Origin of the sequence: Psychrobacter nivimaris (genome assembly GCF_043419765.1) — a bacterium.
In the GTDB taxonomy this organism is placed as follows: Bacteria; Pseudomonadota; Gammaproteobacteria; order Pseudomonadales; family Moraxellaceae; genus Psychrobacter.
The window spans coordinates 17081-43638 of record NZ_JBHOFX010000004.1 but is presented as its reverse complement, the minus strand read 5'-3'; the positions used below and the strand labels follow the sequence as shown (position 1 = coordinate 43638).

Sequence of the window (26558 nt, the reverse complement as noted above, 5' to 3'; positions counted from 1 at the left end):
CAACCATTAATTTTGAAGTAAAACTATTTTGAACCTACTGTTTTTAGACTAATGACAGACAAGATATCCTAAATAAAAATGATTCAATCTTAAGATATTTATTAACCATATAAAAAACAAATATTAGATTTACTATACTTAATTTAATCTATAAAAGCTATGAATCACCACAGTAGAAAAAACTCCTATAAGCGCTTGTTTTAAGCACGTCACGAGATGTCGTATATTCTGACATACGTCTTTTTAATTGGTGCAATATCCTTTACGATAGCACTATCCTATTTGTATGCTTGAACCAATTATCTATACCTATTAAAACTGATAAGTGAATCCTATTTTATGTCTGATGTTATTGATCATACGATCGCCCCAATTATTCCCAATGAGCCGATGGATACTCGTTCAGTCGCAGAGTTCACTGAACAAGCCTATCTCAACTATGCCATGTACGTCATCATGGATCGGGCGTTGCCAAATATCGCTGACGGTCTAAAACCTGTCCAGCGTCGCATCGTCTATGCCATGAGCGAGCTTGGGCTAAAGTCATCTGCTAAGGCAAAAAAGTCTGCACGTACGGTCGGTGACGTATTGGGTAAATATCATCCGCATGGTGATAGTGCATGTTATGAAGCGATGGTACTGATGGCTCAGCCGTTCAGCTATCGCTATCCACTCATCACTGGTCAAGGTAACTGGGGTAGCCCAGATGATCCGAAATCTTTTGCCGCGATGCGTTATACCGAAGCCAAAATGTCAGCTTATGCCAATACGTTGCTGGCAGAATTGGGTCAAGGCACGGTCGATTGGCAAGATAACTTCGATGGTACGATGCAAGAGCCAACTACCCTACCTGCCCGCCTGCCTAATATTTTATTAAACGGTACGACAGGTATCGCGGTTGGTATGGCAACGGATATTCCGCCGCATAACCTTAATGAAGTGGTACGCGCGGCTATTCGATTGCTTAAAAATCCTGAACTATCGATCAAGCAGCTTACCCAATCGATACCCGCACCTGACCTACCGACACCAGCGGAAATCATCACCAGCAAAAAAGATTTGCAAGCGATGTACGAGACTGGACGCGGCAGTTATAAGATGCGCGCCACCTTTCATGTTGACTCTAAAGAAAAGAATCTCGTCATCATTGATGCGCTTCCTTACCAAGTTTCAGGCAACAAAATCCAAGAGCAAATTGCTAAGCTTATGACTGATAAGAAGCTGCCTTGGGTGACCGACATTCACGATGAATCAGATCACGAAAACGCTTGTCGTATCGTCCTTGAGTTGCGCTCAACGCGAGTCGATGTCGATCGTGTCATGAGTCATCTATTTGCCAGTACTGACCTAGAAAGCAATTACCGCGTCAATATGAATATGATTGGCTTAAATGGTAAGCCGCAGGTAAAAAACTTAAAGGAAGTCTTGGAAGAATGGTTAATCTGTCGCCGTTCAGTAGTCACACGCCGTCTGCAGTATCGCCTAGATAAAATTGATAAACGCTTGCATATCTTGGCGGGCTTGCTGATTGCTTATCTGAATATTGATGAAGTGATTCGCATCATTCGTGAAGAGGACGATCCAAAAGCGACCTTGATGCAGGACTATGACCTGACTGACATTCAAGCCAATGCTATCTTGGATATTCGTTTGCGTCAGTTGGCAAAATTAGAGGAAATTGAGCTGCGTCGCGAGCAAGATGAACTCGCTGCCGAACGTGCCATCATTCAAGAGTACTTAGACAATCCAGACAGTCTAACCAATCTGATGATCGATGAGCTTACCGCCGATATGAAAGAACACGGTAATGAGCGTGTGTCGCCATTAGCAGAACGCGAAGAAGCTCAGGCACTAAAAGAGTCAGACCTCGTACCGAGTGAGCCGGTCACTGCCATCTTATCAAAGGCAGGTTGGATTCGTGCCGCCAAGGGCCATGATGTCGATGCCGCTGGTATGAGTTACCGCTCAGGTGACAGCTATCAAGCGCACGTGCGCGGCAAATCAAACGAAAGGATTTACGTACTCGATAGTACGGGACGCAGCTATAGTATCGATGCGCATAACTTAGCATCTGCACGTGGTCAAGGTGATCCGCTAACCAGTGTGTTAAAGCCGCCAGCAGGCGCTAGCTTTGAGCAGCTACTAACGGGTGATAACGATCAACGTATTATCCTTGCCAGCTCAGCAGGTTATGGTTTTATCAATACCATTGGCAATCTCGATAGTAATCAAAAAGCAGGTAAAAACGTTATTAACCTAGCATCTGACAGTCGACTGCTCCCTGTCGCACGTATCGATGCGCCAGTAGAGACGGCCGCTAATACAGAAGGTGAAAATAGCAATGTGCGTGTGACACCTGATTATGTTGCTGTCGCGACCAATGCAGGGTATCTACTGATATTTGCCCTTGATGATTTGCCTGAACAAGCTCGCGGTAAAGGGAATAAACTTATCAAACTGAAAAAGGGTGAGGAAGTGCTCGCTATCACACCACTTAGTCAGCAAGATAGCCTTGTCATTACTGCTGGCAAACGCCATGTGACACTCAAGCCAAATGATCTGGCTAACTATACGGGTGTTCGTGGTAATCGTGGTGGTCAATTGCCAAGAGGCTTTCAGAATGTGACGAGTGTTGAAGTTGGGTAGTTTGACTAGTTAAATTTTGGAAATCCTAGTTCAAAATTTAGCTGATAAAATTAAATAGCTCCTATCAAAAAGCCGCCCATACACAGTATAGGCGGCTTTTCTACGCTACTCAAAATAGAGAAATTATTTAAGAATTATTAGATACAGCATCCTCAAAGATCACTTTCAGGAAGCTTGTAATCTGAGTACTTTTCATTAGATAAGGATTAAAGTCAGCACCTGCTGAAAAGCTTTTTAGAATATATTCTTCGTCTTCTGCACTGGATGTTAAATATTTTATTAAAAATCCATCCCACCTACGTTCCTCTACTTCCTCAATCTCACTGAGTTGGGGTACTAGGTAAGAATACTCATTGATCAATTTAACTAGTATTTCATTGATAATAAATCTTGGACCTTCAATATTTTGAATAAAGTAATTGTCATTCACGACAAGCGCCGAGGTTACACCACTTTTTTCATTATTCCTTCGCCATTCCTCAAGAAGACGAGCCAACTCTATTCCATTATTACTGTCACTATTTCTGCCAATATAGGTTAGGCTGAGAATAATATGCCCACCGTGTCTTTTTCTATCTTCTAAAGGTTGGCTGGTAGTGATACGCATAAGAAACCTTATTTATAAAAAATTATCTAAATCAAAAGATACTTTATAGACGGCTTTTTTACGCCAATTAAAATAGATGACTCTGATGATATGTAAATGCTACTCATCTAAAACCTATCGGATTCAGCACCTTCAAATATCGCTGTCAAAAAGCTTTCAATCTGAGTACTTTTCATTAGATAAGGATTGAAATCAAAACCTGCTGAGAAACTTTTTAAGGCATACTCCTCATCTTCGGCACTTTCCGTCAGGTGTTTGGTTACGAACCCATCCCACCGAAGCGCTTCTATTTCTTCAACCTTGACAACATTAGGAATAATCTTGAAATGCTCATCAATTATCTTCGCTAGAGCAGCGTTAACCGCCGGTCTTGAACCTTGAATGTTTTGAACAAAGTAACCGTCATTGATCACAAGCGCTGCAACTAACCCACTTTCCTCAAAGTATCTTCGCCACTGTTCAAGAGCACGAGTCAACTCTATACCTGTTTTCATTTCGATATTTTTACCGATATACGTTAGGCTAATCAGCAGATGCTCGCCATGTCTTTTCCTATTTTCTGAAGTTTGACTTGTCGTTATTTGCATAAGAAAATCCATTTATATAATAGGTATATAAATTAATATACACTTTATCATAAAGTATAATCAATAAAACTCTTGGTAATTGACCAGTTTCTTATCATTCATACCTTAAAATAACATGACAAAAACAGATATCACTAGGTAATTTTTAGTAGTTAAATCCTGCAAGAGTCAGGTATGAATAGTCACTTATGAACATCCGCCAATATTCTGTCCAATTGCTAAGAAAACATCCTGTACCGATACTGCTAACTTGCTTTCAATAAAAAGCCGCCTATACAAACGTATGGACGGCTTTTCTATTCTAGCTAGGGCAAGTGCTACTAACAACTATAAGAGGCAAATATTCAAGAAATAAATGCCACTCATTTAAAATTAATTAGATTCCGCATCTTCAAATATCGCTTTCAAAAAGCTTTCAATCTGAGAGCTTTTCATTAGGTAAGGATTGTAGTCAGAGCCTGCTGAAAAGTTCTTTAGGGCATGCTCTTCATCTTCAACGCTTGAGGTTAGATGTTTAACTAAGAACCCATTCCATTGGCGCGATTCTATTTCCTCTATATTCACAATATTAGGGACAATGGTGGAATGCTCGTCAAGTATCTTTTCCAAGGCAGTATTGATAGCAGGTCTTGTTCCTTGAAAACTTTGAACGAAATAACCTTCACTAATGACTAAAGCTGAAACGATATCGTTTTCTTCAAAATATCTGCGCCAGTACTCAAGTGCGCGAGTCAGCTCAATCCCAGAATCTAGATCGACATTTTTGGCGATATATGTCATGTGGATAAGAATATGTTCGCCATGCCTTTTTCTATCTTCTGAAGGTTGGCTTGTCGTTATGTTCATAAGAAACCTTATTTATAAAAATTCACTTAAATCAAGGTATACTTTAAGATAAAGTATAATTAATAACGTTTTTTATCATTTGCTATGATTTTTTTAGATTTATAACATAGAAGTTTCAATGATATAGCATACCGATATCCATAGTAGTAAAATTATACTACAAAGTTGTCACGTTCAGTATCTTGGCATTATTCCAATAGTTAACAAGCCTAATCTATATTCTCCTATAGCCCTGCCTCAACGCCCTTATATGACTAAGTCATGTTTACTTATAGACTAAACTCTACAAGCATTTATCAGGGTCTATCATGTTTATTAAATTAGCGTATTTATAGGTATATCAAACATAACCTGCCCTCAATAAAAAGCCATCTACGCTATGTATAAACAGTTTTGTATAGACGGCTTTGTTGCATACTAATTGTTGCATATTAATTGAATAGCTAACGTATCAATAACGACCCATCTCAACTGTTGTTTCAGCAAGTACCGAATCGCCCTGCCATGCTTGTACATCTACCGTATACAGATGGTTCTTGCCGCCAGAGCAAGGCGGCTTATATGCACCGCCCGCCTCACCTTTGCGGTTACGGTATTCTGCGACCATCTCAATACCTACTGGTACTTCGTAAGTATGACCAAATACTCGTGGCACTTCTGCGCTCGTAGCACCCTCTGGTAGTGCAAACTCGACAATGCCATGGCCACCATGCTGCATACGTTTGTTACTTACATCGTTGTAGACGAGCACCAAGCTTTCCGCGCCTGCCGGAATGTTTGAAACAGTCATGCTAGGTGTGGCTGGGCTTTTACCCTCATAATTCAGACATTGCTGCCCCTCAGGTATTTTCTTGCCATCCCAAGCAGCATCATTAAATTTAACATCCATTGCAAAAGCGTTAGCAGATAAAGCTACTGTTGCCAAAACTGTAACCGATTTTAAGGTGAAAAAGTTCATACTTGTTCCTTTAGATAGCTGATGCATTAATAACGATAGTCCATCTTATTTCGTAGATTAGTTTTGATAATTGAATATAACTTTATAATAAATAAACACGGTTAAGTTAATCATATCGTTTAGCATTTTTGTTAATCCTCTGGACAAGCAATGAGCGGTTCTACAGGCTACATGCAAATACTGTCTCAATAAGCGTATTTGTAGCATCGTAGGTTACTCGATAGGTATTTATCTGATTGGGTATGTTGTAGTAATATCTGAATCATTGTATCTACACGATTAAAAATAATAGGATCATCATGTTTATCGAAGATAAGATTGCCAAAGAAAGTATGACTACTAAGATCTCGACCCCAAAAATCATCTTTTTTGACATCGATGATACCTTGAGCCGTAACGGCATTATCGCTGAACACAATAAAACGACGCTTGAGCAGCTTGCAGATACCGATATTAAACTAGTGATTTCGACTGGCCGCTCTAAAGCCATATTGCCTGAAGACATTTTAGCGTTGCTTGATGCAGATATATTGGACGCCATTATTTGTATGAATGGACAATACAGTTTTGATAAAAGCGGCCGAATCAGCCACTACCCTTTAACTGCTGAACAGACAGATAAAATCGTACGCCTGTGCCAACAGAGTGATTTGATTCATAAGTTTGACTCTGCCACTCATATCGCTTGGTCAGGTGAAAATGAACGTTTACGCGAGTTCAATGCTGTCACGCCCAATTCGATCCTTGACCCTGAGTACTACAAAACAAATACCGTCTATCAGTGCTCGGTATTTTTTAACAATCAGCAAGAAAAAATGCAGGACATCGACTTTGCTCAGTATGATTTAAAGCTGGTACATTGGCATCAGATTGGTGCCGATATATTGCCAGTAGATGCGTCAAAAGCGCGCGGTATCAAAGATGTATGCGAGTACTATGCGGTAGATGCAAGCGAGTGTATGGCATTTGGTGATGGTATGAATGATCTAGAAATGTTCGACTTGGTTGGATTTGCTGTGGCCATGGGAGATGCGCAGCCAGCTTTAATAGAACGTGCTGACTTCGTCACTGGGACGATTGAAGAGTATGGTATCCAAACCGTGCTTAATCAGTTAGCAATGAAGTCGTAAGACTGTTCAGGCACATAAAGCCATTAATATTTATTTAAAAAAAGCCCCTACTAACCGAGTAGTAAGGGCTTTTTGCTATGGGCTAATTTTATATAAACGATTCAAATAAAAACTGTAGCGGTGATGACTCCAATACCTTGACGATCATTTTTTCTTCTACAAATCCAATAGAGCATTAAGGCATCAGTTAAGGCCTCAATTAAGGCATCGTCAAGCCACCATCAACAGCGATAGACTGTCCAGTAATAGCCATGCTCAAATCAGATGCCATGAGCAATACTGAATTGGCAAAGTCAGCTACTGAAGTCGCTTGGCGCAGCGGTGTTGTAGTCGCGATATAATCAAATACCTCTTCAGTGGTTAAGCTGCTTGCGTCGGTGGTTTTTAATAAGCCACCTGCTAGCAAATTAACCCGAATACCATACTGTCCAAGTTCGCTCGCGAGATTGCGCGTTAGCCCAATTAATGCTGATTTAGCCGTGGTGTAATCATAATAGGTAACCACTGGGTTGTAGACAAGATTGGTTGAGATATTAATAATTTTACCTACTTGCTGCGCTTTCATTTGCGGAAGCACTGCTTGCACCATATTGACCGCACCTTTAACAATACCGTCCATTTGTTGCGAAAAGTGCGACCACTTTACGGTCTCAATACTGGTGTACGCAGCGCTTGGATTAAACTGATAATTCGGCAATGCATTATTGACCAATATATCAATACGACCATAACGAGTGATGACTTCAGTTGCCATGGCTTGTACTTGCTCAAGCTCGGTGACATTCGCCTGATAAGCAAATGCTTGACCGCCTGTCTCTATGATATCAGCCACTACTGCCTCAGCAGCCTGTTTACTATTGAGGTAGTTAACGCAAACGATAGCACCTGCTGCTGCCATTTGCTGTGCAATCTGTGCACCAAGTCCACGACTGGCACCAGTGACTATGGCGACTTTATCCGTAAGCAATGCCGGTATAACTGAGCGGCTTTGATTCAAAGCGTTTTGAGTTGAGGTACTTTCGGTCATTGTGCTGTATCCTTTATTATTATGGTATGGTTGGTGTCTTAGAGCCAAAGGCTGATATCTGCTTAGATGATGTTCGTCATACTTTCGGCCTGCACCAATCATAGCATGGTTATATGCTATCTTTTTTCGATTCGACGTTAGCAGCTCGCTAGCAATTCTACCCAAAATTAGCTGTCATTAAATTAGTTTTGCTACTCATCTCATTAGCCCAACTGGCTATTTTTATTAGTATTGTTGAGTATTACCTTAATAACAACCCTTTAAATTGCATAAATTAATGACCATAATAGTTTTATTGGCCATGTTAGGCTTGTATCTTTTTGGCTTTTTTATTGAATTTTTCTGATTTGCATTATCTTTATTTAGGAGAGATATTTTGACCCATTTATCGTCGTCCCATCCAACTACTCACACTTCGGCTAGTGTCGGTCGCATAGTGCCAAAAGCATTATTAGCGGCGGCTGTCGGCTTGGTGCTTGCCAGCTGTAGCAACTCTGATAATGCAGCGGATGGCAGCGCTGCGGCGAGCAATGAGACGCTGAACCTTTACAACTGGTCAGAATATATGCCGCAAGAGATTTTAGATGGTTTTGAAGAAGAGACTGGCATCTCAGTTAATTACACCACGTTTGACTCCAACGAAGCGATGTATGCCAAGCTCAAACTACTCGATGATTCGAGCCAGTATGACTTAGCCATTCCATCAACTTATTATGTTGAAAAGATGGCGAAAGAAGGACTACTACAAGAGCTAGACAAATCTAAATTGAGCAATTTCAAAAACCTTGATACCTCATTTACCAATACCAAAGTCGATCCTGACAACAAATACTCTATTCCTTATATGTGGGGCAGCACTGGTCTAGCCATTAACGGTGACAGTGTCGATCCGAAAACTGTCAATAGCTGGAATGACCTATGGGATCCTAAGTATAAGGGTCAGGTGATGCTGACTAACGACGTGCGCGAAGTCTTTGGTATGGCACTGCTGACCCTTGGCTACTCAGGTAATAGTAGCAATCCTGAAGAAATCGAAGCCGCTTACGATAAGCTCACCACGTTGATGCCAAACGTCAAAACTTTTAACTCTGATGCGACGCGTATGCCATATATCGAAGGTGAGACTGCGCTTGGTATGACATGGAATGGTGAAGCAGTCATGGCCAATGACGAAGGTTTGACTAGCTTGGTTTATAAGTATCCAACCGAAGGCGCTATCTTATGGATGGACAACTTTGTCATTCCAAAAAATGCCAAGCAAGTTGATGCAGCACATAAATTTATTGATTACTTATTACGTCCTGAAAATGCAAAAATTGTCAGCGAAGAGATCGGCTACGCATCACCAAATATAGCAGCGCGTGAGCTGATGGATGAGAGTGTCCAAAACAACCCAACGATTTATCCTTCCAAAGAAGTACTGGCAAAAGCTGAGTTCCAAGAAGATGTGGGCGACGAAGCGTTGCAAGTGTATCAACAGTATTGGGATAAGCTAAAGACTGGTCGTTAATAGTTTTGATTTAGCACTTTAAAATTAAAGTAGTCTTCTAAAGTAAAAACGCTGATCCTAAATGGTCAGCGTTTTTTTGTTCGTTATAAATGTAAATCTGTTTCGCCGCCCTGCTCTTTCATCCGGCGCTGCTCGCGGCGCTGATAGCCTAGACCAGATGCAGCAAACCAATGCGGCTTCGATGTTTGTAATAAATCACTCAGCTGCTGCAACTGAGTCTGCAAGGTTTGTGTCAACCAAAAATAGCCCTGCCACTCAAATGCTAGGTGCTGTACGCTTGGATACTCCGAGACAGCAATACGGGTAATGGGCCGGAATACTTCGTCACTTGGACTACGTAATACCGCTGCCATATGCTGCATCGCTTGGGTTAGCTCATGCTGATAATGTACCAATAAAACATGATTTTCTTCATCAATTTCGATATTTGCCAAGCGCGGTGCCGCACTTAGTAGTAAATCAATCGTCCCGATAATATTACGGTGGGTACGTTGAATCGTCTCTAACGTTTCTTTTTCGATACCTGACTCACTGGCTGTCGCAGCGATATGGGGTCGCACGGCTAGCAAGCGTTTATTGATCTGCTGTAACGCTGTGACCAATGCCCTATCAACGGGTACTTCCTTAACAGGAAAAGCCACGGGGTTTAACTTTTGAACAGAGTCGTCCACCACTCCATCCGTTGCGTCAATATGATGACCTACGCCTGCATAGAGACTACTACAAGCGTCAAGGTTACTACTCAATAAGAACCGCCACATCAACGTTGATTTGAGCGGTAAAATCAGCGTCACTGCTACCGAAACGCCTGTCCCCAGTAAGATATTTAACGCGCGGTAGATACCATCTTGACCAATGCTGTTATTGCCTAAATCAGAGACAATCATCAACATAGTGATACCCGTTAACAGTCCTGTATACCCAAGCTGTCTGACGGCTAGATAGCCAATAATGCCACTGAGCAGACCAATGAGGGCATAATCCACCCATAGCCATGCACCTGCATTTTGATTAAACCATAACACCCCAAGCGCAGTACCAATACCTAACAAAGTACCGATTACGCGCTCTTTCGCCTTAGTATAAATAGCGCCTTGGTATTGCAATAACCCTAGAATGATAAATACGGTAATAGTCGTCCATTCACCGTGCGGAAGATTGGTGATTTTATTGACCAATAGGGCCAATATCACAGCTGTACCTAGGCGGGTGGCATGTAGGATATCTGCATGTTGGTAGCGAACATAAGGTTCGACAAATGGAGCAGTAATACGCTGATAAAGGGTGGGTTTCACGCAAGGCTACTCTTTTTGGGTGGAATATTTAGGTGAGATATTTTAGTAAAGGATTATTAAAATATCTCAATAACTAAGGGTAAGTATAAATGGATATTCTATCAGCAAAATGACGGGCAAAAAATAACGCCTTTTACCCATTATTCACAGGTAAAAGGCGTTATAAAAAATATCCTAGCACACTATATTGAAATCTACGCTATTGAAGATTATTTATCAAATGACTCAACAAATTGTTCATTGAGAACTGCATCAGTGTGAATGAGTAATAGTCTATTGCGCTAGCGTATTATACTTCTAGGTAGTCTAAAATACCTTCCGCAGCTTCACGACCTTCCCAAATCGCGGTCACAACCAAGTCAGAACCGCGCACCATATCGCCACCAGCGAAGATTTTAGGATTTTGAGTCTGGAATTTGAAGGTTTGCTTTTCGGCTGCTAATACGCGACCAGAGCTGTCCATCCCCACTTGCTGAGACTCAAACCAATCAGCAGGACTTGGTCTAAAACCAAAGGCCATGATGACTGCATCACATGGGATGATCTCTTCAGAATTAGGAATTGGCTCAGGGCGTTGACGACCACGGTTGTCTGGTGCGCCTAACTGAGTAGTAACAACTTTTACGCCGTTAACTTTACCGTTTAAGCCAATGATTTCGGTTGGCTGACGATTAAATAAGAACTCGACGCCTTCCTCGCGAGCATTGACCACTTCGCGGCGTGAACCCGGCATGTTTTCTTCGTCACGGCGATAGGCACAAACTACTTTTTCGGCGCCTTGACGGATACTGGTACGGTTACAGTCCATTGCTGTATCGCCGCCACCAAGTACCACCACCTTTTTACCTTTAAAGTCGATGTACTCTTCAGCGTCTTTTTCCCAGTCATTGCAACGGTTCACGTTGGCAATCAGGTAATCTAACGCATCGTAGACGCCTGTCAGCTCTTCACCAGCGAAGCCGCCACGCATATAGGTGTATGTACCCATACCCATAAATACCGCGTCATACTCAGCCAATAGCTCATCAATCATGACGTCTGTACCAATCTCTGTCTCTAAACGGAATTCGATACCCATGTCTTCAAAGATCACACGGCGATTGCGCATGACGTCTTTTTCCATTTTGAATTCAGGAATACCGAATGTCAGTAAGCCACCAATCTCAGGGCGCTTATCAAAGACAACTGGTTTGACGCCATTTCTAACCAAGATATCCGCGCAACCCAGACCTGCTGGTCCTGCACCAATGATAGCGACTTTTTTATCTGTCCAAACGACTTCAGACATATCTGGACGCCAACCAAGTGCAAACGCAGTATCGTTGATATATTTTTCAACATTACCAATGGTCACTGCACCAAAACCATCATTTAACGTACAAGCGCCTTCACATAGACGATCTTGTGGGCAAACTCGTCCGCACACTTCAGGCAAGGTATTGGTACGGTGGCACAATTCAGCTGCCTGAAATATCTGGCCTTCTGTGGCCAGTTTTAGCCAGTTAGGAATATAGTTGTGTACTGGACATTTCCATTCGCAGTACGGGTTGCCACACTCAAGACAACGATGCGCTTGCTGAGCAACGGCTTCGTTTTCGAAAGGTTTATAAATTTCAACAAACTCTGTTGAACGCGTTGCAATGTCTTTTTTGGTTGGATCAAATCTTGGTACATCTAAAAACTGGAAGTTATTTTCTAAGCGTTTTGCCATGGTGCTATCTCTTTTATATAAGGCTCTTTTGCAGTGGGTGGCGACAGTCAGCGATGTTTGGTTTGTCTAAAATTTAAGACATATATCGCTGCTGTCACGTACCTGCTGAAAACCTGTGAGTTAAAACGTTTCTAAAAACGGAACGCTGGCTAACCTGATTAAAGCGACTGCCGATCCATCAATACAATCCATCAATGCATTCCATTGATACGATAGGCAGTCATGTATCGGCTATTGTGGGTCGGCCATGGTAGTTTTAAGAAGGCTTGCAATGTTCGCCGCTTTTGGCTTAACCAAATAGAACTTACGAACATAGTGCTCAAAGTCGTTCAGAATTGTCTGACCCCATGCACTGCCTGTTTTATCTACATGAGCTTCAATCACTTGTTGCAAATGAATGCGATGCTCTTCTGTTTGCTCGCTTGAAATACGGTTTAGATCGATTAGCTCATGGTTGCAACGGTCAAAAAAGTCGCCTTCCATATCGAGTACATACGCAAAACCACCCGTCATACCAGCACCGAAGTTAAGTCCAGTACGGCCAAGAATCGTAACGATACCGCCAGTCATATATTCACAGCAATGATCGCCTGTGCCTTCGATGACTGCATGTGCGCCAGAGTTACGGACGCCAAAACGCTCACCTGCTGTACCAGCAGCATATAGCTTACCGCCAGTTGCACCATAGAGACAGGTATTACCGATGATGGCCGTTTCTTGTGCTACAAAGTTTGAGTCTTTCGGTGGATAAATAACAATCTCACCGCCTGCCATACCTTTGCCCACATAGTCGTTGGCATCGCCTTCAAGCTCGATATTTAGGCCGCCAGCATTCCATACGCCTAGGCTTTGCCCTGCAGTACCAGTTAGACGAAGCTTAATTGGCATATCGCTCATGCCAAGGTTGCCCCAGACTTGCGCAATCTCACCAGAAATACGCGCACCGATAGAGCGATCACAGTTACCAACAAAATAGCTATAGTCGCCGCCTGCCCCTTTGCGAATATTCACAAGCATGTCGCTAATCATTTGCTCAGCAAGCAAGCCTTTATCAAACGGCTCATTACGCTCAACCTGACAAGTTTGTGCTTTGCCCACACTGGCTGGGTGACTAAATAGCAATGGCGTTAAATCAAGATGACGTTGCTTATCAGTATTGCCCTCTAGGATGTCAAGCAAGTCAGTACGACCGACCAGCTCCTCCATACTACGAACACCTAGCGCTGCCAACCATTCACGTGTCTCGGTCGCAACAAACTTAAAGAAGTTAATCAACATTTCTGCTTCGCCAATGAAATGCTCATCACGCAGCTTGGCTTTTTGAGTAGCAACACCTGTCGGACAGTTGTTCAAGTGACAGATACGTAGGTACTTACAACCAACTGCAATCATCGGCGTGGTACCAAAACCAAAGCTCTCTGCACCCAAGATAGCAGCTTTTACTACATCTAGCCCTGTTTTTAGACCACCGTCAGTCTGGACACGTACCTTATCACGTAACCCATTCACTCGTAGAGACTGGTGAGTCTCAGCCAAACCTAGCTCCCATGGCGAGCCTGCATGATGGATAGACGATAGCGGAGACGCTGCTGTACCACCGTCATAACCTGAGATAGTAATCAAGTCGGCGTAGGCTTTTGCAACGCCTGTCGCGATCGTACCAACACCTGGACGTGAAACCAACTTAACCGATACCAGTGCATCTGGATTGACTTGCTTCAAATCAAAAATCAGCTGTGCCAAATCTTCGATAGAATAAATATCATGATGCGGCGGCGGTGAAATCAAGGTCACACCTGGCACCGAATAACGCAAACGTGCAATCAGCGCGTTGACTTTACCACCAGGTAGCTGTCCACCTTCACCAGGCTTGGCACCTTGTGCTACTTTAATCTGCATGACTTCAGCGGAACGAAGGTAGGCAGGCGTTACCCCAAAACGACCAGACGCAATTTGCTTAATCTTTGAGTTGCGCAATGTGCCATAACGTGCAGGATCTTCACCGCCTTCACCAGAGTTTGAACGACCACCGATGGTATTCATAGCCATCGCAATCGACTCATGCGCTTCAGGAGATAGCGCGCCTAGTGACATGCCAGCTGAGTCAAAACGCGTCAAGATTTCAGAAATATCTTCCACTTCATTGACATCGATACTGTTGTCAGTTTTCAGTTGCAATAAATCACGTAAGGTCGCAACCGGACGGCTATTAACTAGATCGGCATAATTACGGTAATTATCATAATCACCTGTACGTACCGCGGTATGCAAGCTGTTAATCACATCAGGGTTAAAGGCATGGTACTCTTTGTTGAAGACGAACTTAAGCAGACCGCCTTGATCTAGAGGGGCACGACGCTTAAACGCATTGGCAGCCAATTGTGCTTGATCAGCAGCAAGGTCTGCAAAGGTAGCGCCTTTGATACGACTTTGTACGCCTTTAAAGCATAAATTGACGACTTCTTCTGATAGGCCTACTGCTTCAAACAACTGCGCGCCACGATAAGAAACAATGGTAGAGATACCCATTTTTGATAAGATTTTTAGCAAACCTTTATCCAAGCCTTTGCGGAAATTAACACGGGCTTGAATCGGATCACCAAGTAGCTCACCAGTAGCGACCAAATCATCAATGACATCATATGCCAGATATGGATACACACAAGTTGCACCAAAGCCAATCAATACCGCTATTTGATGCGAGTCACGAGCAAGACCTGTCTCAATGATTAAATTAGCATCGGTACGGATACCTTGCGCGATTAGATAATGATGCACAGCACCAGTAACCATAATGGCATTGGCGGGTACTTTGTCTGCATCGATATCTTTATCAGACAAGACAATCAACGTATTACCCGAGCGAATGTTATCTGCCACCTGCTCACAAATAGCCACGATAGCATCAGATAGTTCTAAAGTACGGTCATAGTTTAGATCAATACGAGCCATCTTGAACGCTGGATCATCCAAGGTTTCAAGCTGCTGCATCTTGCTGGCTGACAATACTGGCGATGACAAAATAATACGATGAGCGTCTCTCGCAGATGGCGCAAACACGTTAGTTTCAGCGCCTAGACAAGTCTGCAACGACATCACGATTGATTCACGTAATGGATCGATTGGCGGATTGGTTACCTGTGCAAACTGCTGGCGGAAGAAGTCACCGACATGGCGGATTTGCTGCGACAGTACAGCCATTGGCGTATCGTCACCCATTGAGCCGACTGGTTCTTGACCATTTTCAGCATTAGGGCGAATGATTTCTGTACGCTCTTCATTGGTGATGTGATATATCTTTTGTAGCGCTTTAAGCTTATCACCGCGGCACGCTTGCGTTGCCAACGTTTCTTCTAGACGTTCATCATCACGAACACGCGTTGCTTCTTCACGCAACCATTTACGATATGGATGCGCCGTTTTTAGTAAAGTTGCAATAGCGGTCGTATCTAGAATTTGACCAGTCAACGTATCAATAACCAACATTTGACCAGGTCCAACACGACCTTTTGCCAATACGTCTTGAGGCTCATAATCCCAAACGCCCACTTCTGATGCAACAGTGATATAGCCGTTCTTAGTGGTTACCCAACGTGACGGGCGCAGACCGTTTCTATCGAGCATACAGACCGCATAGCGTCCATCTTGAATGACTAGACCTGCTGGACCGTCCCACGCTTCCATATGCTGTGAGTAAAACTCATAAAACGCACGCAGATCCATGTCCATGCTATCCACATTCTGCCACGCTGGCGGTACCAAGATAGACATTGCATGGAACAGGTTCATACCGCCAGACATAAGCACTTCGAGCATGTTATCTAAGCTAGATGAATCTGAACCTGTACTATTTACAAGTGGTGTCAGCTCATTCAAGTTAGGCAGTTTGTCTGATTTTAGCTTTGGCGTACGGGCTTTAGACCAGTTGCGGTTGCCTGTAATGGTATTTAACTCACCGTTGTGCGCAAGATAACGGAATGGCTGTGCCAGTGGCCAGCGCGGTAACGTATTGGTTGAGAAACGCTGATGGAATACTACGATATGTGATGCCAAACGCTCATCTTGCAAATCCAAGAAAAACGCTGGTAAATCTGAAGGCATTACCAAGCCTTTATAAATAATGGTCTGACAACTCAATGAGCATACATAGAATAGCTCATCATCCGTCAAACGCTGCTCTGCTTTTTTACGTGCAACAAACAGCTTACGGTTGAAATCATCAGCAGCTAGATCATCTGGCGCATTAACGAACACTTGCTTAAAGTCTGGCAATGTCTCACGACCAATCTCACCAACAATACTCAAGTCAAGTGGTACATCACGCCAGCCAGCCACTTCTAATCCTTGGGCTGTAATCTCATCACTTAATACTTGCTGGCTATGCTTGGCTTTATCGCTATCTAAATTCACGAACACCATACCGACAGCAAAGTTGTCCGTAATGGCAAATTGCTGCTCGTCAGCAATCTGTTTAAAGAAATCGGTAGGCGTCGCTAATAGTAAGCCACAACCATCACCAGTTCTACCGTCAGCAGCAACACCGCCGCGATGTGTCATACAACTTAAACTATGAATGGCAGTTTTCACCAAATCATGGCTTGCTTCACCCTCAATATGGGCAATTAGGCCAAAACCGCAATTATCAGAAAAATCATCTGGCGTAGCCAGGTGTGTTTGTGAGGAAATCATTGACATAGCTTGTCCTTTTAAGTAGACGGGCAACTTACATTTCCAATGCGGAGTATAAGTTGGTACCCGTAAGCAGAACGGGCTGATAGTGGATATTCGTGTGTTCGAATTGGCAAATAGTGCAATGCTCGATAGACATCATACTCTAAGAGAAAGTGAAACCCTTGACCCTCCTGGTCATTAGCTGATGTCTTGACATATGGTCCGTGTATCAAAAGATAGTAAGTAGCAGCCCTTGGCAACGGGAGAATCTACACCCCTAAATGCCAGTTACTCAATCAGTGATATCTAATGCCATTCATTTAAGCATTATTTGTTATGTTGTCATGTCTAGCATTTAGAGCTAAGCATACAACAACTTAATAACGGTGCACTTGTTTATCTTGAATATCTGACGCTCTGTATTCAAGCACTTTGTTTACCCTAAAAAGAGTGACAATAAGAGAGGTTGCGTCACCTACGATAACCTTATTATGGATAGTAAGTAACCGCGCTTGAGACAATAATATTTAGTAAAGAACTCTAAAAACTAAGAAAAAACCACTAAATAGTTGTTAAATAGACATTTTTTACGATAACTATACAGAACGTCGCCCACAGTTATATTAGTTAATGATTGTCGAAAAATCTAGTCTTTTCTATCGATTCATCAGCCATAAATTGTAAGAGGACTTATTACTATTGGTTATGAGACAAATAAAACTGCTATTAAAATTTTAATGCAAACCGTATAGATGACATTTAGCAAAAGGCTTTGATAATACTTAGCAGTAGTAGCTTGCCGTTTACTGTGACGATAAAACTATTTTGTATAGTGCTAAAAAAACCCACTAACCAAATAGCTAGTGGGTTTTTTTAATTAAGCAAAAATTAATTACTCTTATCTTCTATTAGCGCTTTTATACTGTCGCTATTATTTTTGGGAGGATTAGCGTTAGCACTTTTGCCATTAGCATTTGAATTATTGTTCGTGCTGCTAGGGGGCTTAGGCGTTGGTACTACTGGTGGTTTCTTACTAGTAGAGTTCTCCGCCGGTACCGCAGGCTTTTTGTTTTCTGGCGCGGGTTTACTTACGTTGTTTTCGTCTTTTGGCGATGTTTCAGATATTGTCTGCGTCTCACCACCAACTGTACGCTCTTCACTAACAGATAACGTGGCAGAGGTATCTACCGACTGACGAATACTCTCTTGAGTGCTGCTACTATTAGCGCTTTCTTGGTTACCTCGATTATTATTAGCACTGGCTGCTTGAGCAGCGGCGTCATCTGCTTCTTCTTGCAAACGAGCTGGCACTTCGCGCTTAGTAGGTTTCAAATCGACGGCACGTGTACGTTTTGTACTCAAATCTTTTACTGGATCAGGACGCTCATAATTATCAATGATACTGACATACCGATTAATCTCTTCTGGCAGTACACGTACGTTTGTAGGTAACTTAAAGTCTATTAGCTTTGCGGCTCCTACTGCTTCTTGCGGGCTACTCATAATCCCATAAGTCAGCATATAACGGACTTGTTTTTCATCATCAAGATAACGGAAATAAGCAAATTTATCGCGATCTTGACGACCTTCTAGGTAACTAACAATCACATCGTTTTCGGCAACATTCATTACTTGAACAGTCCACTTGCCTTTATTAGCCAGCAGATAACGCTTGTCTTTAAACTCATCGGGATAGTCACGCAAATCTCGAATCGTTGCATCAAAGTTAATCGGTTGTACATCCGTATCTAACTCATGTAATGATTCGACTTTTAATGGTTGCTCAAACTCTTCATTCAAAATCTCTGGCGCTGATATCGGTGCATTTTCAATTTTGGCACCCATGGCTGGCGTTTGACTAAACATCCATACTAACGCTGTGACCACCCCTAAGAGCAAGGTCACTATTAGCCAAATCAGTGCTTGACGACTGTATGATTGACTAGCAGTACGCGTTTTTGTTTTTGATGTTGCCATGAGGCGGTCCTTGGTAAACACATGTTTTACAGCATGATATAAATGCTTATTCAAACAGAGGTACAGCTAACCAGTCGGCTATAAGTACGAGATTTTAGTATAAATATATAAGCGATAATTTATGAGATATTACGCGCTATGTTTTGACAAAACTTCATGCAATAGTTCGCCGTCAAACTCATTAGTCATTACCGCATCGCCTATTGATTTTAACAAAATTAGGCGGATTTGTCCGTGTTTCACTTTTTTATCGTGTCCCATTAAATCTAAAGCAGTGTATACATCGATAGCTGGTGGCGTAATAGGTAAGTTTGCCAATTCTAAAACACGTTTAATACGTACAACTTCATCATCAGTTAACCAGCCAATTTTTTGCGATAGCTCAGCTGCTTGTACCATACCAGCCGCCACTGCTTCGCCATGCAACCAATTGCCATAGCCTTCATGCGTTTCAATCACATGACCAAAAGTATGACCAAAGTTCAATAACGCGCGCACACCTGACTCTCTTTCGTCTTGTGCCACTACATCGGCTTTGTATTGACAGCAGCGCTTTACAGCTTCACCAAGTACTGCCAAATCAAGCGCCATCATTGCAGGCAAGTTTGCCTCAAGCCACGTTAGAAACGCCTCATCCATGATAAGGGCATATTTAATAATCTCAGCCACTCCAGCCGATAGCTCACGTGCAGGCAGTGTCTTAAGCGTACTCATATCAGCAAGCACCATTTGCGGCTGCCAAAAAGCACCAATCATATTTTTACCTTGCGGATGATTGATACCCGTTTTACCACCAACACTAGAATCTACTTGTGACAGTAGCGTCGTTGGAATTTGAATAAAATTGACACCGCGCATAAAACTGGCAGCAGCAAAGCCAGTCATATCTCCGATTACACCACCGCCAAGGGCAATAAGTGTCACATCACGATTGAAGTGTTCTGTCATTAGCGCATCATAAATCTGATCAATACTTGCCTGATTTTTGTATTGTTCTCCATCTGGCAGTACGCACACCTTTACCACAAACTGCTCTGCTAGCTCATCTTCTAATACTTTTAAGTATAAAGGTGCCACAGTGTCATTAGTGACGATCAAAACCTGACGACCACTGACATAAGGCGCGATTTGCTTCGCCATACTGCTATGTTCAGTCGTAGATTTTTCAGTAATGACAATAGGATAATCATGACTTTGCGTATGAACTATTAGGCCATCATGAAACGGCATTACCATGTGATACTCCTAAAGCATTTCTAATGAGGTAAAAGTAATTGAGTCTGCATATCAATCGTAGTTGCCAGTCTATTACTCGTCTTCTTGGTGCGCCGATGAGTCCGTAGTGCAATCGACGAATGATTCTAGCTGCTGCATCAATTGATTGACCATATGGCGTGGGTACGTGTGACCAGTAGGCATAATAATATGGGCGACTTGGCGATAGAGTGGATCGCGCGCACTGTATAACTCTTGCAATATTTTTCTAGGATTAGGCTGCTGTAATAATGGTCGAGACTTGTCTTTAGAGGTACGTGCCAGCTGCACCTCGACAGGTGCATTAAGATAAACGACGATGCCACGCTGTTTTAGGAACTCTCGGTTTTCAGCACACATGACTGCACCGCCACCGGTCGCTAATACGATTTGAGAGTTTTGGGTCAATTCATCAATGGCACGCGTTTCACGCTCACGGAAACCTGCCTCACCTTCTTTGGCAAATATCCAAGCAATGTCGGCACCCGTCTGCGATTCAATATACCAATCACTGTCTACAAAAGTGCGACCTAACTGCTTGGCAAGCAGTTTTCCGATTGTCGTCTTCCCTGCTCCCATCGGACCCACTAAAAACACCGACGGTAATTCCTGCCCCATAATACTTACTCAGCTAAATTAGGTATGATACAACGTCATTGTTATTCTGGCTAGTAATGAGCCGTGATTATTGTGAGTAAAATTTAGAGCACACCATTCATCAGTGCCTACATAAATATTGCAACGCTAAAACCACTAATTTCGCGCATAAAAAAAGCAAGCACTATGGCTTGCTTTTTCAATGAAAGATTAGAAAAACTAAATCAGTTAATACGGCTAGTACCATCATTAATAAGCTTTGGAGTCACAAAGATAAGTAGCTCTTCTTTAGTGTTGCTTCGTACATCTTTACGGAAGGCACGACCGATATAAGGCAAATCACCTAAGAAAGGGACCTTAGTTACTTCGTTATTGGTACGGTTCTTGAAAACTCCACCTAACACGACAGTTTGACCATCTTCAATAATGACGTTGGTTGAAATAGAATCCTGAGAAATTGCAACCTGACTATTAATAATAGTCGGAGTACCATTTGTGATTACCAACTTTAAACCAATTTTACCATCTGGCGTTATATTTGGTGTAGCCTCTAAACTTAACGCAGCCTCTTTGAAGCTAGTCGTTGTTGCACCACTTGCTGAGGCTTCTTGATAAGCAATCTGAGTACCAGAAGAAACCTTCGCTGTCTGCTTATCCGCGGTCAGAATCTTTGGTGTAGAAATAACTTCACCACGGTTATCCGCTTGTAGCGCTGACAACTCAAGATCAAGCATTACATCAGACATACTGAGCAAACCAAAAGCGATACTACCTGCTGGGTTGGAAACGCCTAAGTCGACGTTTAAGTTATCAGGACGACTAATGTCATACGAAGGATAAGAAACTGTTTGACCATTGACCGTCGTTGTTTCTACATCGAAATCTTTTAGATCCCATAGGGTTTGATCGCTACCACCAACCAATAAACTACGGTTGTTGGCTGCACCGTTTGATAATATACCCCAACGTACACCAATTTCTTTACTAAAGGTATCAGACGCGCTAACGATACGTGCTTCGATCATAACTTGGCGAACAGGAATATCAATTTTACTGATTAGTTTGTGGATATTTTCAATGCTGTCAGCCACGTCTTTAATAATCAAAGTATTGGTGCGTTCATCAATCGTTACCGTACCACGATTAGATAATAACGTATTGTTATCGTCAGCACTGTTGGAGTTATTGCCGCTATTACTAGATGATCCACTGCCTTGAGAAATAAGAGTCAATACATCTTGTGCTTTCGCGTAGTTCAGACGAATATATTCATTGCGTAAAGGCGCATACGAATCAACAGCTTGCTGCGCTTCAAGCTCGCGAGCCTCTTGCTCAGCAAGTTCAGTAGAAGGCGCAACCAAAATCACATTACCATTTTCACGTTTGCCAAGATTTTTACTTTTCAAGATAATATCAAGCGCTTGATCCCAAGGAACATTGATCAAACGCAAAGTGATGTTGCCAGCAACAGAATCACTCGCAACGATATTCATCTCAGTAAACTGTGCCAAAATATCTAAGACACTACGGATCTCAACATCTTGGAACTCCATCGATAAGGGTTCGCCACTATAGACTCTTTCTTCAAGCGTTGGCTCACGTAACAATTCAGGTTTCTTGATACTGATATTTAACTGGTTACCTGATTGATAAGCCTGATACTCGTAGTCATCCGTCATATTGATGGTGACGACACCGTTTTGACCCTGATTCTTAGTATCAACACTATCAACAAGACCACTATTAATATTCAAACGACGTAATAAATTTCTCGGAACTGTGCTACCAGTCAAACGTATGACAAGCTTTTTACCTTGGCGCTGTACATCTACTGGGATGGCTTCGTTAGCAAGTACAACACTTACATTGCCACCTCCATCACTACCTGCCGAAAAATTGACTGCACTTAGTCCATCATAGCTATACTGTTTGCTTACCTGTGAAGCAGCGAGTTGCGGATTTAATAGTGGGTTTACTCTCACTACCATCGTATCAGCTGGCACTTCATTTTTTACTACTGCCTTGCTCGTAGTACGTACAGGTGCCACTGGTACAGTAGAGGTCTCAACAATAGGCGTAACGACTGCGGTCGTTGTCATACTATTATTGTTATTAAGTACATCTTGAATCGGGTCGCTAGTAATAACTGGACGATTAGGATCAGTAATTGTCAGTAATAAATCATTGCCTTCAATCGCTGTCGTATAGTTTCCTGACTCTTTTAAACCGACAATGAGACGTGTGGTACTATCGCTACTTAGCGTAGTCACATCATTGATTGCACCGACGTTATATTCGTTGAAGCGGCTAGCAAGCCCATTCTGTACTTGTTCGAAATCTAGGACTAAGCGACTAGGATCATCAAGCTGATAGGCTGCAGGCAATACTGGCAATCCTGTAAATCCCAAACGCATTTGAGTCACTGCAGGTGCAGTCTGTACTACAGAAACACTATCAATGCGCTGTGCAGCATAAGCACTATTAGTCACAGCCACCATACTGACTGCCAGTGCTGAAATAGCAAAAGCAGAAGAAACGCGGTTGCTCATCATCATTACCTTGTTATTGCGTACTGTCATTATTTATTCCTCAAAAAATCTGCCGACTTAGCTTATAGGGGATACCAGCGACTGGGGTTTTTCTACAAACCCTGCGCGGCTATCTGGCACAATTTCAATCAAGTTAATCTGGGTCGGCGTGATTTCAACAATACGGCCGTCGTTCATTCCAAGATAATCGCCTACTTTAACACTGGCAACTGAACCGTCGGGACGTTGTACTAACGCATATCGCTGACCTTCAGGCGAAATTACTACACCTCGAAAAATCAGTTGCGACAGTTCGTACTGCTCAAGTGGTTCTTTTATTCTGTTAATATCAGGACGTACACCTTCAATAGAGGTTCTAGCCCCTTGCACACTGACCAAGCTTGGCGGTAAAAAAGGACTACGCTGCGAACTAGCGCTATAAACAAAATCCTCTACTAGTTCAGCTTTGGGTGGCGGCTCAATAGGCTGTGCAGGCTGATTACGGATATCAGTCATTGACTGCTCTGCCATACCTATACGGTCACTACACCCTGTCATAGATAAAACAGCAATACTTAAAGCCAATAGCATGGGCATTTTTTGAATACTCATTAGTTGCCTCCTGCGTTTGCATCAGTAGCAACGGCTTCATCACCTTCAGGAGCCGCTTCTTTAGAGCGATAAGTCTTAGTTTGCAAGACTAAGTTAAGCTCTGGTAAAACATCCAAAGTAGGCTGCGGGTTACTGACTTCAAAATCATGCATCGTAATAATTCGAGGAAGTGCGGCAAGACCACTAATAAAGCTACCAAACTGATGATATTCACCTAACGCAGCAATACGTATTGGTTGCTCAATAAAGAATTCATTTTCAATCTCAGGCTCTACTGAAATATCTTGAAAACGGATATTACTACCAACGCCTGTCATGTTTATGCCTTCTACCAATTCTGACACACGAGTATCTTTTGGCAACTGATCTAATAAAGTATTAAACTCAGTTTCCATTTGAACCACTTGCGCCTGATAAGCTTTTAAATGACGAGCGCGCGACTCTTTTTCACGATAGCTATCAAGTAAGGTTCGTTGTTGAGCCTCAGCAGCATTAATTGCATCAATTTTGCTGCTAATCGGTAAGGCCCATGACAAAGCTGCGATAAAGATAATAATAAGGCCAATTACTGTCACTTTTACTGGTAATGGCCAACTGCCATAATTTTCTGAATCTAACGACTCAAAGCTACGGCGAAACTCATTTAAATCAAATTGCTTTTTCGGTTTTAAAGCAGATTTTTTGGTTTTAGTGAGGCTTTTTTTACGGATAAGCTTCATAACTCACCTCCAAGACTAGCACTAGTATCAGCGTCATCAGGGTTAGGTGTCTCTGACTGGACTTTAGTCGTCACTATAAACTGTACGTAACTGTCTTCAGGATACACAGGACGTGGCTGTTCACCTGTCTCAACTGTATTATTGAGAGCTGGTGCAGCTTGATAAGCAGTAATATTCTGTTGAATGTTACTTACTGCTGAGTTACCCATCCATTTGCTACTATCAAGGTTACGGATTAAGCTTGATACAATATTTGGATTATCTGCTAAACCTGTTAAAGTTAAGACATCGCCTTCACGTTTAAGGTTATTTAGATATAGCGCTGGTGGAATAGCTTTAGCAAGATCATCCCATAGGCGTACAGGGACAGGACGTCGACCTTGTAAATCTTGAATAACTTGCATGCGTGAAATAATATCGTCACGACGCTGTTCTAAACTATCAATTTCAGTCAATGCGGTGTCTAAGCGAGTGTTTTCTTGTTCGATCAAAGCGTTGGCATCAAGCTGTTCATCAAGCTCATTGTTAAAATAACTCCATGAAGCAAAGGCTGCCAATAAAGTTAGCAATGTAACTGCAACTACTAAAGTGATGAACTCTTTGTTGCGACGTTCACGTTCTTCTTGTCGCCAAGGTAAAAGGTTAATACGAGCCATTAGTCAAAGCTCCTCAACGCAAGACCGCATGCAGCCATCAAACTTGGAGCATCAATAGCCAATTGCTCATTATCAATATTTGGTGCAATAGTCATATTAGTAAATGGATTAGCAACACTGACAGTTACACCTAGCTTTTGTTGTGCCATACCAGCGAGACCTGCAATGGAACTACTTCCCCCTGCGAGCACCACATGATCGATGCTGCTATATTGGCTTGATGAGAAGTAAAACTGTAGAGAGCGAGTGATTTGCTGAATAGTGTTTTCTATAAAGGGTGTCAAAACTTCAGGATAATAATCATCAGGTAAGGTGCGTTCGCGCTTACTCAGCGTCGCCTCTTCTGCCGATAAGCCATAGCGGTTTTGTATGGCTTCTGTTAATTGAACACCTCCAAATAACTGTTCCCGACTATAGATAAACTCACCATTTTTGGCGATATATAAGGTAGTTTGATTATGACCTATGTCTATCAAAGCCACCAGTTCTGGTACATTTGGGAGACTATCCACCATCAATCCAAACGCACGCTCAATTGCATGCGATTCGATATCCATGACTTTCGTTTGCATCCCACCGAACGCTAAAGCATCTACACGTTGGTCAACATTTTCCGAGCGAGAAGCAGCAAGCAATACCTGAACCATATCTTCGCTAACTAAAGATGGTCCTAATACTTCAAAGTCTAAGTTGACATCTTCTAATGGATAAGGCACATATTGGTCAGCATCTAGACGTATCTGAGCCTCACGCTCAACATCGCTAAGTGCCATATCCATATCAATGATTTTAGTGATCACTGCAGACCCTGAGACCGCAGTTGCAGCACTACTACCCGATACTTGGCAACGTTTTGCCAAACTCATTATAATGTTGCCAACTGCCTCTGTATCTGCTAGAAGCTTATCAATGACGACACCTTCTGGTAGCCTTTCAATACCATAAGATTTTAGGTGGAACATGCCTTGTTGGCGCTGTATGTCAACCAACTTTACTGAGGTGGCACAAATATCCACACCAATCAAATGTCGACTTTTCGAAGTAAATAGCCTCACAAACTCTATACCTTATATTAAGTGTACAATCTGATAGTTATTTGTAATAATTGAATACAATACTTTACTTAATTGATAGATTCAAGCATTTAAAAATATATTAAGGCTAACTTACACATTTATTATTACCTGCTCATTTTGTTCAAGGTATAATAATATTGTCTGCTACAAA

General features: G+C 42.3%; 19 protein-coding genes. 3 read left to right on the top strand and 16 right to left on the bottom strand.

Features of this window, described 5'->3' with window-relative positions; all coding sequences use genetic code 11:
- Positions 1-339 precede the first annotated feature (339 nt).
- A complete protein-coding gene (parC, locus tag ACHEVO_RS09625; RefSeq protein ID WP_394124762.1) occupies positions 340-2646 on the top strand; it encodes a DNA topoisomerase IV subunit A in 2307 nt (768 codons plus the stop codon).
- A gap of 127 nt (positions 2647-2773) precedes the next feature.
- Here parC and ACHEVO_RS09620 read toward each other — a convergent pair whose 3' ends face one another.
- From ACHEVO_RS09620 to ACHEVO_RS09605, 4 genes are all read right to left on the bottom strand, one after another.
- Positions 2774-3253 carry a BLUF domain-containing protein gene (locus ACHEVO_RS09620; protein ID WP_394124761.1) on the bottom strand — a complete coding sequence of 160 codons (480 nt, stop codon included), beginning with the start codon at positions 3251-3253 and terminating at the stop codon, positions 2774-2776.
- 107 nt (positions 3254-3360) lie between these two features.
- Positions 3361-3840, bottom strand: a complete 480-nt coding sequence (locus tag ACHEVO_RS09615) for a BLUF domain-containing protein (protein WP_191114249.1) — start codon at positions 3838-3840, stop codon at positions 3361-3363.
- 372 nt (positions 3841-4212) lie between these two features.
- Positions 4213-4686, bottom strand: a complete 474-nt coding sequence (locus tag ACHEVO_RS09610) for a BLUF domain-containing protein (RefSeq protein WP_394124760.1) — start codon at positions 4684-4686, stop codon at positions 4213-4215.
- Between the two features lie 451 nt (positions 4687-5137).
- Positions 5138-5644, bottom strand: coding sequence for a hypothetical protein (locus ACHEVO_RS09605; protein WP_394124759.1), 507 nt, complete (start codon positions 5642-5644; stop codon positions 5138-5140).
- 299 nt (positions 5645-5943) lie between these two features.
- Between ACHEVO_RS09605 and ACHEVO_RS09600 the strand changes: the two genes are divergently transcribed.
- Positions 5944-6774, top strand: a complete 831-nt coding sequence (locus ACHEVO_RS09600) for a Cof-type HAD-IIB family hydrolase (protein ID WP_394124758.1) — start codon at positions 5944-5946, stop codon at positions 6772-6774.
- A 199-nt stretch (positions 6775-6973) separates the two neighbouring features.
- Here ACHEVO_RS09600 and ACHEVO_RS09595 read toward each other — a convergent pair whose 3' ends face one another.
- Positions 6974-7801: a 3-oxoacyl-ACP reductase gene (locus tag ACHEVO_RS09595; RefSeq protein ID WP_394124757.1), complete on the bottom strand. Its 828-nt coding sequence runs from the start codon at positions 7799-7801 to the stop codon at positions 6974-6976.
- Between the two features lie 376 nt (positions 7802-8177).
- Between ACHEVO_RS09595 and ACHEVO_RS09590 the strand changes: the two genes are divergently transcribed.
- Entirely contained in the window at positions 8178-9311 is a 1134-nt protein-coding gene (locus tag ACHEVO_RS09590) for an ABC transporter substrate-binding protein (protein WP_394124756.1), read from the top strand.
- A gap of 83 nt (positions 9312-9394) precedes the next feature.
- On the opposite strand, the gene ACHEVO_RS09585 is transcribed toward ACHEVO_RS09590, so the two are convergent.
- The 11 genes from ACHEVO_RS09585 to pilM form a co-directional block, all read right to left on the bottom strand.
- Positions 9395-10606 (bottom strand): FUSC family protein, encoded by a 1212-nt coding sequence (locus ACHEVO_RS09585; RefSeq protein WP_201568655.1) that lies wholly within the window; start codon positions 10604-10606, stop codon positions 9395-9397.
- Positions 10607-10895: 289 nt separating this feature from the next.
- Complete coding sequence (locus tag ACHEVO_RS09580; protein WP_394124755.1) at positions 10896-12317, bottom strand: glutamate synthase subunit beta; 1422 nt, start codon at positions 12315-12317, stop codon at positions 10896-10898.
- A gap of 231 nt (positions 12318-12548) precedes the next feature.
- The gene (gene gltB / locus ACHEVO_RS09575) at positions 12549-17012 is read right to left on the bottom strand and encodes a glutamate synthase large subunit (protein WP_394124754.1); all 4464 of its coding nucleotides are present in this window, start codon (positions 17010-17012) and stop codon (positions 12549-12551) included.
- 864 nt (positions 17013-17876) lie between these two features.
- On the bottom strand, positions 17877-18965 hold the full coding sequence (locus ACHEVO_RS09570) for a hypothetical protein (protein WP_394124753.1): 1089 nt from the start codon (positions 18963-18965) through the stop codon (positions 17877-17879).
- Between the two features lie 129 nt (positions 18966-19094).
- Positions 19095-20201, bottom strand: a complete 1107-nt coding sequence (gene aroB, locus ACHEVO_RS09565; protein ID WP_394124752.1) for a 3-dehydroquinate synthase — start codon at positions 20199-20201, stop codon at positions 19095-19097.
- Positions 20202-20273: 72 nt separating this feature from the next.
- Positions 20274-20837: a shikimate kinase AroK gene (gene aroK, locus ACHEVO_RS09560; RefSeq protein ID WP_341610504.1), complete on the bottom strand. Its 564-nt coding sequence runs from the start codon at positions 20835-20837 to the stop codon at positions 20274-20276.
- A gap of 203 nt (positions 20838-21040) precedes the next feature.
- Positions 21041-23395 carry a type IV pilus secretin PilQ gene (gene pilQ, locus ACHEVO_RS09555; protein WP_296208226.1) on the bottom strand — a complete coding sequence of 785 codons (2355 nt, stop codon included), beginning with the start codon at positions 23393-23395 and terminating at the stop codon, positions 21041-21043.
- Between the two features lie 27 nt (positions 23396-23422).
- A complete protein-coding gene (locus tag ACHEVO_RS09550; protein ID WP_296208227.1) occupies positions 23423-23956 on the bottom strand; it encodes a pilus assembly protein PilP in 534 nt (177 codons plus the stop codon).
- Positions 23956-24675, bottom strand: coding sequence for a type IV pilus inner membrane component PilO (gene pilO / locus ACHEVO_RS09545; RefSeq protein ID WP_296208228.1), 720 nt, complete (start codon positions 24673-24675; stop codon positions 23956-23958). Before pilO ends, ACHEVO_RS09550 begins: the two co-directional genes overlap by 1 nt.
- A complete protein-coding gene (locus tag ACHEVO_RS09540) occupies positions 24672-25331 on the bottom strand; it encodes a PilN domain-containing protein (RefSeq protein ID WP_296208229.1) in 660 nt (219 codons plus the stop codon). The genes pilO and ACHEVO_RS09540 overlap by 4 nt, the downstream gene beginning before the upstream one ends.
- On the bottom strand, positions 25331-26386 hold the full coding sequence (gene pilM / locus ACHEVO_RS09535) for a type IV pilus assembly protein PilM (protein ID WP_394124751.1): 1056 nt from the start codon (positions 26384-26386) through the stop codon (positions 25331-25333). Before pilM ends, ACHEVO_RS09540 begins: the two co-directional genes overlap by 1 nt.
- Positions 26387-26558: the final 172 nt, after the last annotated feature.